The sequence below is a fragment of the Trichocoleus sp. FACHB-46 genome, assembly GCF_014695385.1.
Classification (GTDB): Bacteria; Cyanobacteriota; Cyanobacteriia; order FACHB-46; family FACHB-46; genus Trichocoleus.
On record NZ_JACJOD010000007.1, the window covers coordinates 23,637 to 35,848 of the forward strand.

At 51.6% G+C, this 12,212-nt stretch carries 8 protein-coding genes; 3 read left to right on the forward strand and 5 right to left on the reverse strand.

Annotated features, from left to right (window positions below; translation table 11 throughout):
- Positions 1–44: 44 nt before the first annotated feature.
- The 3 genes from egtD to egtC form a co-directional block, all read right to left on the reverse strand.
- A complete protein-coding gene (gene egtD, locus H6F72_RS04000; RefSeq protein ID WP_370527437.1) occupies positions 45–1,067 on the reverse strand; it encodes an L-histidine N(alpha)-methyltransferase in 1,023 nt (340 codons plus the stop codon).
- 250 nt (positions 1,068–1,317) lie between these two features.
- The gene (locus H6F72_RS04005) at positions 1,318–2,634 is read right to left on the reverse strand and encodes an ergothioneine biosynthesis protein EgtB (RefSeq protein WP_190432104.1); all 1,317 of its coding nucleotides are present in this window, start codon (positions 2,632–2,634) and stop codon (positions 1,318–1,320) included.
- On the reverse strand, positions 2,603–3,391 hold the full coding sequence (egtC, locus tag H6F72_RS04010; protein ID WP_190432105.1) for an ergothioneine biosynthesis protein EgtC: 789 nt from the start codon (positions 3,389–3,391) through the stop codon (positions 2,603–2,605). Before egtC ends, H6F72_RS04005 begins: the two co-directional genes overlap by 32 nt.
- A 232-nt stretch (positions 3,392–3,623) precedes the next feature.
- Between egtC and H6F72_RS04015 the strand changes: the two genes are divergently transcribed.
- Complete coding sequence (locus H6F72_RS04015; protein WP_190432106.1) at positions 3,624–4,076, forward strand: hypothetical protein; 453 nt, start codon at positions 3,624–3,626, stop codon at positions 4,074–4,076.
- A 124-nt stretch (positions 4,077–4,200) separates the two neighbouring features.
- Entirely contained in the window at positions 4,201–5,163 is a 963-nt protein-coding gene (locus H6F72_RS04020) for a pentapeptide repeat-containing protein (protein ID WP_190432107.1), read from the forward strand.
- A 61-nt stretch (positions 5,164–5,224) separates the two neighbouring features.
- On the opposite strand, the gene H6F72_RS04025 is transcribed toward H6F72_RS04020, so the two are convergent.
- Positions 5,225–5,914: a DUF2834 domain-containing protein gene (locus tag H6F72_RS04025; protein ID WP_190432108.1), complete on the reverse strand. Its 690-nt coding sequence runs from the start codon at positions 5,912–5,914 to the stop codon at positions 5,225–5,227.
- 322 nt (positions 5,915–6,236) lie between these two features.
- Between H6F72_RS04025 and H6F72_RS04030 the strand changes: the two genes are divergently transcribed.
- Positions 6,237–7,151 (forward strand): pentapeptide repeat-containing protein, encoded by a 915-nt coding sequence (locus H6F72_RS04030; RefSeq protein WP_190432109.1) that lies wholly within the window; start codon positions 6,237–6,239, stop codon positions 7,149–7,151.
- Here H6F72_RS04030 and H6F72_RS04035 read toward each other — a convergent pair.
- Entirely contained in the window at positions 7,148–12,043 is a 4,896-nt protein-coding gene (locus tag H6F72_RS04035; protein WP_190432111.1) for a translocation/assembly module TamB, read from the reverse strand. The two genes, H6F72_RS04030 and H6F72_RS04035, sit on opposite strands and share 4 nt — an antisense overlap.
- Positions 12,044–12,212 lie beyond the last annotated feature (169 nt).

Genomic DNA, 12,212 nt, shown 5'->3' on the forward strand with positions numbered 1-12,212 from the left:
GTGCCCCTACTTTTTTGGGTGGATGTACTAAGAGTTAAATGAGACTAAACCTGGCACAAGACGAGACCAAACCACTGCTTAGCATCCGTCCAAGCTTGAATGGGGTTTAAGCCTTTAGCTTGGAGGTCTTGCTGCATGGATGCCAGATTGAACTTGCGCGAGATTTCGGTGTGAATTGTTTCGCCCGCAGCAAACTCAAGCGCCAAGTTGAGCGATCGCAGATGAACCGTTTGCGATCGTAAGCTCTTTAAGTAAATCTCAATCTGATGCAGCGACTCATTGTAGAAAGCGACATGCTGGAATTGAGACACGTCAAAGTCGCCTTGGAAACGCCAATTCAAATGGTGCAGCATGTTGAGATTAAATTCTGCTGTCACCCCTCGGCTGTCATCATAGGCAGCTTCCAGAATATCGGGTGATTTTTGCAAGTCAAACCCCAGCAGGAAATATTCACCCGGTTTCAAGGCTGCTTTTACCTGAGCAAAGAAAACCTCACATGCAACAGGAGTGAGATTCCCCAGAGAACTGCCGAGGAAACAAATCATCCGGGTAGGGAGTTGCGCTGGCTCTAGTTTGGCAAGGGCTAACTCATAGGTGCTAACTAAGCCATGGACTTGCAAGGTTGGGTAATCCACGAGCAAATCCCGCGCACTACTTTCCAGGATGCCAGCACTGACATCAATCGGCATGTAGTGCAGAGGCTGCTCTAGGGAAGCATAAGCATCTAGCAAAATCCGAGTTTTGACAGCACTACCACTGCCAAGTTCGACCAGCTCACAAGGACCCGTAATTTGGGCGATCGCGGCTGCATACTGTTGCAGAATGGCTGTCTCGGTCCGAGTTAAGTAGTACTCTGGCAACCCACAGATTTGCTCAAATAGCTGAGAGCCGCGATCGTCGTAGAAATAATGCGGGGGCAATGACTTGGGCGCTTGGCCTAAACCATCAACCACATCCTTACCCGCTGTAAGCTCCGTGGCTAAAGGATTACTAGGGCTAATCAGATGTTCAATCTGCAAGCGCTTTTCCAGGGGCTGAACAACGCCTTGGTCCGGGGGGTGAGACACAAGATTGCTGCCCACTGCTTTAAAAATCGACATCCTACCTCCGTAAGTGTGATGGAAGCGAGATTGTTACTACTCGCAGCAAGTTAGCGCATCCATGTAAAACCGTTAGATTGACGCTGCGAAGCTTCTTAAATAGAGAACCACACAGCGAATCTTAGCCAAATCGAACTCAGGTGAGATTTTTTGGCTAATCGCTTGTATTTTCTCATTAAGGTTGCTGAGCAAAACTCAAGAAATCCTTAGCATCTGGCTAAGCGGCAGGAGGCTCCGCATCCCGCACACAGCGAAAGCCAGCCAAAATTTGCCGAGTTCCAGGCTCATACCAGTTACGAAAAGCACAGCGCAACCCCCAAGGTCGTGTCACCCAACTGCCACCCCGCAACACGCGATGCTGCCCATCAAAATACACTTGTGAGTAGCCACGATAGGGATAGAACTCAAACCCGTCGTAGCCATCAAACCAGGAAGCTGTCCACTCCCAAACGTTGCCTAGCATGTCGTAGCAACCGTAGAAGCTTTGCCCCTTTGGATAAGCATCAACCAGTGTCGTTTGCCCCTCCAAATGGTCGTGGTTGCAGCGTCCAATCCCAGATTCAGCGCTAGGAAAGACTTCGCCCCAAGGGTAGGTTTGGCGTTGCTGTTTCTGTGGATGCCAACTTGCAGCTTTTTCCCACTCGGCTTCTGTAGGTAGGCGCTTCTGCACAAAGCGAGCATAGGCTTCGGCTTCATAGCAACTAACGCCACAGACAGGATGAGCTGCCCAGGCTGGATCATTTGGCCAATAGAGCGGTTGAGTAATACCATTTGCTTGTCGCCATTGCCAACCCGATTCTGACCACCAATGGGGGTTTTGGTAGCCCCCAGCCGCGATAAATTTGCGGTACTGGCCATTGGTAACAGGGTAGCGATCGATCCAGTAGGTAGCGAGATCAACCGAATGTACCGGGCGCTCGTTGTCGATCGCGTCTAGAGAATCATTGCCTTGCTGAAATGCCCCGGCGGGAATGCAGACCATTTCCTCAAAATCGCTAGAGTCGGAGTGCTGCTGGGGTTGGTCTAGCCTACTTGAAGGCTTTAACTCAGCCGTCCACCGCTGCAATTGCAGCAAAAAACTAATGGTTTCGCAATGCTGACTTTCGTGCTGCAATAGCCAGTGCCAGAGGCGTTCTTGCGAGTCAAGTGGTGCAACTTTCAGATATTGCAGCACCTGGGTTGTCACGGTATCGAGATACGTGTAAGTATCAGCCAGGTTAGGCAAGTTGCAGCGCTCTGCTTTAGGCAAGCCATCGGCGGCAAACAAGCGGCGGTATTGGGGCAGCAGAGGAGCTTGACCCGCACAGTGTTCAAGAATCCATAGCCCCTCGGTAAAAGCAATATGGCCTAAGTGCCAACCGATGGGACTAAATTCAGGATGAATTTGTTGGCAAAATGTGGTGGAGTCAACTGCTTGAAACAGGGCCAGAGTACCTGCGCGGCAGTCTTGCAACGCTTGCTGAATCTGCTGCCGACGCAACTCTAGATCGCGGAGCTGTGGGTCAGATGGGGCGAATCTGGATGTCGAGGTCATCTTCTACAGTCAGAATGCTACTTTCTGGGCAGGTGGTCCAATCTCCAGCGAACAAAGGCTCAGAAGCCACAATTACGGCATCCGGAAGCGTAGGGTCGTCGCGGAGCCAGTGGAGAGAGGGGTTGGGGCTGTGACTGGCAAAGCGAGAAGCAATCAACCGTTTGCCGTTGCTAATCAAGATATTGGCCGAAAACTCTAACTGTTGGCTCTCTGCTAGCTCAGAGAGAGTGGTCAGAGTTTGGTGCAGCGCCTCTTCCAGAGGTTTTTCTGGAGCTTGGTACCAGTAGTGTAGCAACAGCGCAAAGATGTGCTCGGAGTCGGTTGTACCTTGAATCACCTGATGAGAAGTATCATCGAGGCGATCGCAAATGGCTTTACGCAATGTCTGCCGGAAGTTTTTGATGAAGCCATTATGCATGAACAAGATGCGATCTTGCTGAAAAGGCTGACAATTGCTCACATCAACGCCTAACCCTGGAGTCGCGCTACGAACGTTAGCTAAGACGCAACCTGATTCGATGTAGCGGCTAAGGCTAGAGAGGTTGGGATCGTTCCAGATAGGCAGGATGTTTTTGTAAGTGAAGGGAGGTGTCTCTTGCTGCGAGTGGTACCAACCAACGCCAAACCCATCGGCATTTAGTAGGCCCGCTGTCATTTCACGGGGTTGGTAGCTTTGGACAATGAGTGAGTGCTCAGGCTTGTCGAGCAGGCGATCAAGCGAAATGGATGGCCCTAAGTAGCCCATTAAACGGCACATCTAAAAGATTGACTCCTGCGAAAGTAAAAGATTGTAAAGTGTCACAGTCTTTATTGAGTCTAATGAGGATTCCTGAAAACAGCCGTAGCGGGTTTCTCGTTAGCTAGGGAAATAGGGCCAGAGCGATTTCAGCAGTCTTTTTAGTCAACTGCTCTGCGGAGAAGGGCTGAAGTTGAGTGTTTCTACCAATACGCCCCACGTTCAACGCCCCCTATCCAAGGAAATTCTTGCTATGAAAAGCCCGATGGCTCTCGGTGTCACTCTTTTAGTCCTGGCTTTGCCAACTGCCATTAGTTCCAATGCGATCGCTAACAAGTCAACGCCTACCCAACCCCAGCAGACTCAAGCAGCGATCGTTTGGGAGCGTTCTGGAGGCATTGCAGGTATCTGTCAGCGTCTAACTTTGCGCTCCAGTGCTGCCTATGTTTTGGAAGACTGCCGCAAGCAAACGGTTGTGAGCCGAGGTAACTTGCCGGAGAGCGATCGCGTGCAGCTCAAAAAATTGTTGTTAAAGCAATATGGTCAGTTTCAGTGGCAAAGCTCGAATCAAGGTGCGGATATGTTTAGCGATCGCTACACCTTAAATGGCCGAGGTTCGCAAAAACCTACTTTGTCAGAACAAGCAGCTTTGAACAAATATTTGACGCAATTAGCGGGTCAGTTGGCCTCGCAAGCACAAAGCTAGACCTTAGTTAGGTCTGTAAATATTGTCTGGAAATATTACTGACGAAGTAGCATCCGCTAAGTTGCCTAATTACACCTGTGGGGAATCCTAGGCCTAAGGACTTTCTGGTGAGACTAGGGTGCATATGGCAAATCCGGAACACCTTGCTTTGCTGGAGCGAGGAGTAACTGGTTGGAATCAGTGGTGGACGACCCAAGCTACAAGTAGTCCACGTTTAGCGGGTGCCTCTATAGACACGATCAACCTCAGAAATGCCAACCTAAGTCAGGCAAATTTGAGTGGCATCAACTTAGAAGCAGCCGACCTTTGCTTAGCCAACTTTGAGACGGCAAATCTCCATCGAGCCAAGCTGATGGGAGCTAGCCTTTACACAGCCAACCTGTACCAAGCGAAGCTGAGAGAAGCTAACTTAAGCAAGGCTGACTTACGAGAGGTAAACCTCCGACACGCTGACCTCTGTATGGCAAACTTGACCGAAGCAAATCTCAGTCAAGCAGATTTGGAAGGTGCAACCCTCTACACAACCACGCTCTGTAAAGCCAATTTGCGGGAAGCCAATCTTTACAAGGCAGACTTACGGGAAGCAGACTTAAGTGTGGCAAAGCTGCGGGAAGCCAATCTTAGTCGCGCTAATCTGGGCATGGCCAACCTTTGCATGGCTGACTTTATCGGCGCTACTCTTCACGAAGCTAACCTGACAATGGCCAATCTGAGTATGGCTAACTTCTGCATGGCCAACTTGATGGGCACCACTCTTTACAAAGCGATGCTGATTGGGGCCAACTGTATTGGCACTAACCTCTACAAAGCCAACTTGAGCCGCGCTAATCTGAGCAAGGCCGATTTGCGTGAGGCTACTTTAAGCCAAGCTAACTTGAGCCAAGCTGATCTGAGCAACGCTAACTTGTGTATGACTAATCTACGCGGTGCCAACCTTCAAGGAGCTTGTCTAGCAGGTGCGAATCTCAACTGTGCCACCCTGGAAGGAACCAATTTAGCAGGCGCAAATCTCAATCAAGCCACGCTAGAAGGGGCTTGCCTCCGAGGAGCGATCATGCCTGACGGATTTAGCCTCACTTCAGTTTAGCGATCGCCCCATTTGATCAACCCTTGCATACCACCGGGTTTTGGGTGCTTAGGGTGGCGCTCTAGGATTGGCCCGTTACCGTCGGTTGTTGGCTCAGACCTTTAGCCTCGGTTGCGGCAGAACTGCTCAGAGGTGGTCGAAAAGCAAGGTAAAGCGCTGGCCCTAACAAGGGTAGAGAGGCAGCCCAGAAAATGCGAGCATCTTGCAATCCTCGCCGGGCCATGTCATCCCTCAACACTGTCGGAAAGAGCAGACACAGCAAGCAAAAATCCAAACTCATGACGTGGATAAAGCGGTTCGTTTGCCATTGCGCTACGAAATCACTCCAATCACCTGCGATCGCCCCATAGCCGACTAAAGCGATCGTGCCTAACGCCAGAACTACCCCTGTCCAACGGGAGTCGAGCAGCTTCAACAAAGATGTTTTAGGCCCACTGAAGTCCGAGTTAGGGTGGCGGAGCGCTAAGTAAGGCAACAAGGCAAACGCTCCCAGGCCAAAGGAGCCCGCTACAAAAGGCCAAGCAGGAATTTTTTGGGTTCTGCCATCTATCAACAACAAGGCACTGTAGATCATCGGCCAAATGCCCATGATGTTAAACAAAGCAATAATCAGGGGATTAATCCCCTCCCAATCGCCTGTAGATAGCTTTTGAATCAGAGTGAGAGTATCTGGTTGGTTAGGGGGAGCTAGCAGAAAGGCATACGCGATCGCCCCAACCCAAAGCAGCCAAAGTCCAAGTTTTCTACCCATGCTCGCCTAAAAATCTAATAACGTTAAACCCTTTGGTTCAGGTCATTCCAGCCTGAAGCATCTTTAATAATTACGCATTATTAAGTTAATCAATTTTAAGGGTAGCCCTGAGATGCTGCCTCTATTCCTAGTATGGAAAAGCAAGATAAAAGGATAGTGTTTCTAAAGTTTTCAAAGCCGTTAAACAACGTAACAGCTCGTGCGTCAAGAACCGAAAAGCGCTTGGGCAAGTTAAGAACACAAGCCCAAGCTTCAATTTGGGTCAGCCCCATAGATCGACGTTGCCCACCCCTAAGCTAGCCGCAACTAAAGGCATCAAGACATGGACGTTAGTTACTTGCTCAAATGCTACGAAATGGGAAGCCGAGACTTCGCTGGCGTTGACCTCAGAGGAGCTGACCTAAGTGGAGCAACCTTGATTGACATCAACCTAGAAGGTGCCAATCTAACCGGGGCCAACTTAAGTCGCGCCTTTTTAACCAAAGCAAATCTCAATGGTGTCTTTCTTAATTGGGCCAATTTAAGCTTTGCCAAACTGAGTGAAAGTTGTTTAGTCGATTCCGACTTAACAAAGGCGAATTTGAACGGAGCTTTCCTCGTCAAAGCCGATTTAGCAAAAGCCAAACTCAGCGCGGCTAATCTGAGCAATGCCAATCTGCGGAACGCCAACTTACAACGAGCTAATCTCTGCGGCACCACCCTACAAAGTGTGAATCTACGGAATGCTCACCTTAAAGGAGCCAACCTCAATTGGGCCAATCTCAAAGGAGCGAGATTGAGTGGGGCTATGCTGCAAGGGGCTTTCCTCAACGGGGTGAACTTGGCAGGAGCTTTCCTCAACGGCGTTGATCTCAGGGGCGTAGACCTCAGTGGGGTGAACCTGAGTGAGGCCAAGTTGAGTGGAGCTGATTTGCAGGAGGCCAATTTGTCCACCGCAAATTTTACTGAAGCCAAGCTTCGGGGCGTTAATTTAATCGGAGCCGACTTGAGTGGAGCGAATCTCAACCGAGCCTACCTCGGTCGGGCCGAATTAGATTGGAGCAATCTGAGCCGAGCAGATCTAAGCCAAGCTGATTTGAGCGATGCCAGCGTTCTAGGCGTCAAGATTGAAGGGGCAGAATTTAGTGGTGTCACCCTGCCCGAAATGACGCGCCGTTACCTCTGCTTGGTGGCAAGTGGGCATACCGCTTGGAGTCAAAAACAAACTCAAGAAACTTTGAACTGTGAGGAAAGTTAGAAACGAGTTTCATACTCCAGCACAGCTCGGCTGTCTCCCGAAAGGTCTGTCGAACCGCGTAACAGAAATTCCTCATTCAGGCGATAGCGCAAACCAAACTGAGTTGGCTGATCTGCTGTTAGCACCCGCAGCACAGAGGCAGAAACGTTTTGCGTGATGTCAACACTCGCCTCCGCTGCCAAGCCCAGGGTTGAGGAACGCGATTCTTCAGAAGTAACAATTGTGGGGAATAGACGAAATTCGCTCAGGCCTAAAGCATTACCGATCGCCCCTTGAATGTTGGTCAGTAAGGCTGAACCTGCCAAGTTAGCTAGCCCCAGAGTGCTATCGCCGCGTCCGAGTGTATTGATGAAGCCACCCCCCAATAGCCCAACGATTTCATTGCGGCTCCGGGAGGGACTACTCTTCAGTTCTAAGTTGTCGAACAGTTGACTTGCAGGCCCCGTCGCTGTAGCTTCGATGCGCACTGTTTGCAGGGCCCCCAAACTCGTAGCTGGCACATCTTCTACTTCCGAGGGAGACAAGGTAGAAACTGTGCGGCTGCGGGTGACTTCGGGCACAGAGGTAATCAACTGGATATCTAAAATTGGGTCTAAGCCCCGTTCGGGAGTAAATACTGCCGTTTGAGGATAACCCCGCGCCAAGGTGAAGCGAGTGGTGAATAGATTGACTTGGCCTGTACGGAGGCGAATGGTGCCATTAGGCCGCAGGTTGTCTAAGGTGCCATTGAGGGTAATATCGCCGACAGCAAGGAAGTTTAAAATCGGTTGACGGACAATTTGCAGGCCATCCCCTAGCGTGAGTCGCAAATCGTTGAATCGAGGCGTAGTAGCCGTAGCACCGGATTGGCTATCGCTGGTGCTGGCATTCGTCGCCGTTGCAGGAGCGCTACTAGTGTCAGGCAGTTGAACTTGGCCATTCGCAAGTTTGATTTCACCGCCAATTCTTGGTTCTAGAGCGGTGCCAGTCACCATTACTTGTCCTTCTACGCCGCCCCGGTATAGCCCTTTGAGGTTGAGCGAAATTTTGTCGAGGTTAACCGTCAGGGGAGTGGCAGCATCTGGGTTGCCTGGGCGGAAGCTGGTAAAGATCGGCAGAATGCCTTGAGCGTTGACTTGTCCCTGGCTAAATTGGCCTTGGATACCTTCTACGAGGATGCGATCGCGATCAAAGCGAATGGTGCCATTGACATTGGTCAAGCGTTCGGGCAGGGCTTGAGCCTCAAAAGTGGCATCTTGGAAAGTAGCGATACCATTGGCGATCGGCTGCTCTAAAGTCCCTCGGACTTGAAGGTTGACTTGGCCTTGACCATCCACCCAAGCGGCCTGAGGCGTGAGCACATTTAAGAGCGCCAAACCCTCATTTTTAACATCCACATCTAAACTAATTTCGTTGCTGGTGGGGGGCGCACTGAAAGGAAGTGCCGCCGGAAAACTGCCAGCCACGGTTAACGGTTCTGGGCCATTGACAATTACAGTACTGCCAAAGTTCAGGCGAGCATTGTTGTAGTTAAAACTGCCTCTAGCGGTTTGCACTGCCGTATCGTTCAGCGTGCCATCGACTAAGCTGAGTTCTCCCACGGCTTGCGGATTGACCAAGCTGCCGGCCAATGTGGCTGTAGCATTCAACTTACCGCTGATATCAACGGGTAAAGTGACAAAGCGATCGAGCGTTTCTAAGGATAAGTTCTCGATTTGCAATTGGCCTGACTGAGTTTTGCCGCCGATTTGCCCGGAGAACGCAACTAAGGTATCGGCGGATTGGAAGCGCAATGGTAACAAAGTCAGAACGCCGTTCTCAAAGCTGCCGTTCAGCACGACTTGGTCAGCGGTGTACTCGTCCCACTGCCAGTCTTGCCCTTGAATATCAAAATTGAGCGATATTCCAGTTTCTGGCGAGCCCGCGAAACGAATGCCACCCGTGAAGTTGCCTTCAAGATCTGCTAAATCAGGCAGAGGAGATGCAGCCTCACGGCGAGCTACTTGCTGACTCAATAATGTCTCGATTTCGGAGAAACGGCGGAGTTGGGTTTGTAGAGGTGTTTCCGGTACGCCCACGGCCACGGTTTGCACATCGGCTGCCCTAGCATAGGTTGGTGCTCCTAAACCACGGGTGATGTCTTGCAGCTCAAACCATTGCAGCGTCGCCAATATATCTTGCAGCGACCCCTGCGCAACATCTACCTGCCCCTTAAATTGCGGCCCTGCTGCCGTTTGCAGGAAGTTACCTGCTAAGAGGTACTGGCTCTGGCCGATGCGGAGTTCGCCACCTGTCAAGGCAGCGATGCCATTGGCGTAGCGGAAGCGGCCCCGGAACTCATCGCCCGCAATGGTGCCGATCGCGGGTCGGGCGATCGCGACTTCACCTACCACGGAGGATTGCTTCAAGTTCACATCGAAGTTGCCGCTGAGCAGTCCAGCCACATTCCCTAAACCGAACTGGGCTCCGGGAGCCAGATTCAACGCGGCCAGTGGGAAGCTCTGGACATTCACCAACAATTGATCGCCTTGGGCCTTACCCTGAGCGATCGCCTCATCTCGCTGGATTAAGAAAGCTCTGGGTTGATTGTTAGGGTCGAGGGCCAAGTCAATGCGATCGCGATCGCCTGCCACCGCCAGATTTAACCCCTGTCCAGTGACTACCTTGAGGTTGCCTGCCAGAACGGGTTCAAAAGGAACGCCATTCAGGGCAAATTGATTCAGCCGCAAATTGCCTGCGACGTTGGGAGCCGTGGGCGTGCCCGTTAAGCGACCCGTAAAATCGGCTCGGCCTGCCAGTTGAAAAGTGCTAGGCACCGCAAAGGGGAGAGCGTTGAGGGCGTAGTCACGGGCTTGCACATTTAAGTTGAGGTTGGTAACTTCTGGCGCATTCTTGCCTTCGGTCCGCACGGCGACGATGCCATTGGCACTCAAGTTAGGAGCGGTCGCTTCTTGCACCAGTAAGTTTTGTCCTGTCCAACGCACCGAGGCAGTCAGGGGTTGCTGCACGATCGCCAACCCTTCCGAGAGCCGCACCCGACCCGCTGCTTGAATTGCACTGAGGTCAAAGGCTTCAGTCGTACCTGCCAACTGTAAAGCACCACTCAACTGTCCGCGTAAGTCCGGTGAAAGGCGTTTCAGTTGAATTTGGGATAAATCTGCCAACGCTTGCCAGCGGCCTTGGTTCAAACTGATGTTGTTCAGGGCAACAGTGCCCCCCACCACATTCAGGAAAGCTTTACCTGCTGCTTGAACCGCATTCGTCTGTGGATTATCAGTGGTGCCTGCCAAGGCAATTTCGCCACTGAGTTGGCCGCGAAACTGGGCGGGGACTTGCTCAAACCGACTGAGTTGAATTTGCTGCGCCTTGACCAGGGCTTGCCAGCGACCTTCGGCTAACCGGGCTCTGGCGCTGACGATGCCACCTGCGGCATTGGGGGCCTGCGCCTGTACCACAGTTTGCAAATTGCCACCCAAAGGCCCATAAATTTGGGCTCTACCACTGACTAAGCCAATGCTGGTGGGCAATTCAGTGCCGTAGGTTTGAGCGATCGCGTCTCCTGGCAAGTTTTGGCCCGCGAAATCTAAAACGAGACCGCCTGCCTCGCCAAATTTGATGCCACCGCTACCTGTGACCGTACCGCCCACCTCTGGGGTTGCCTTAATTTGATCGAAAATAACTTTAGACTCTGCTGTGACCAGGGCAAAGTTAGTGCTGATGCGGCTGAAATCAACTTTATCGATCCGAGCGGTTTTGGTGGTGACAACGGTGCCTGCCAGGACAGGCTTGGCGATCGGCCCCCGCAGTAAAAAGGCTCCCCGTACTTCTCCTGCGGTGGCAAAGGGTAACTCTTCAACCTTGAGGGTGTCGAGCAAATTAGCCACACTGACTGGGGCTAAGCGTCCCCGCAAATCGTAGTTGGACTGGGTGTTGAGCACTCCTGCCACTTGGATCGGCAATTTGCCATAAAACGTGCTGATGTTTTCCAGCCCAATTAGCTGCCCTTGGAAGCGCACAAAGCCTTTGGCCTGTCGGAAAGGTTGTGGGACTTGCCTCACTTGCGCCGTAACAGTTTTTAGTTCCGCTCGCCCCTCTAGCTTCACAGGTTCATCCGGGTGAGACCGCACAGCCAGCGTGCCATCCACGCGCCCCCCCTGAAAATCAAGGGGCAGGTCAATAATCCGACTTACATCCGACGCTAGGAGATCTTGGGCTCGAATTTGTAAGTTTGTCTGCTGGCTTTTTAGTTGGGATTCGCCCTTCAGCCGCAGATTGCCTCCGCGCAAAGGTTTGCCACTGACCTCAAAGGCAATTCGTTGGTTTTGGTCAAAAAAGTTGGCCGCACCATTGACTTGATTAAACGCGATCGCCACTCGTTTGCTCCGAGGATCAGGATAGGGAATCAGAACAATGCCCGCATCGCGAAAGCGAATCACATCTAGGTCCGTTTTGATCAGCCCCGCCTGTTCTTGAGCTTTAACTCGCGTGGAAATCCATTCACCGCTCTTGGCTTGCTCTACATAAATGGTGGACTTGACTAAAGTAATGCTGGGCTTCAGCGTCCGAGTGAACAATAGCTGCAACGGATTAAACTCGACCTCTACCGCAGCCACAGCAAGGCGATCGGGATCGGTGGGTGTCGCAGGCACCGCAGAAGCCCCAAAGCGAATGCTATTGAGATCAAATCGCTCCACCTCTCCTAGCTCTACCGGGCGGCTTAAAGTTTGACTGAGGTTCTTCTCAATCAGTGGGGCGAGGTCGTTACGCACAAAATTCCAGGCCCACCAAGCACCGCCAGTGATGCTAGCAAGCAAAACAACTCCAACAACAGCGCTGGTACGGCTCAACAGGAGCAGCCACAGGCGTCGGCTAGGAGGGGTGGGTTCGTTACCCGGAGGAGAAGACTGGGTCATCGCATCTGCAACAATAGCAAGCTGGGGAACGCCAATAAGAATCTATCCCACGATGCTCAAATTCCCAAGCTGAAACCATCGTTGGGTTACAAAAACCAATACATTCTTCTGAAAGTATTTTGGGATGGTGGTTCAGTCGGTTTCAGTAGCCTCGGGTGAATCAATAGCA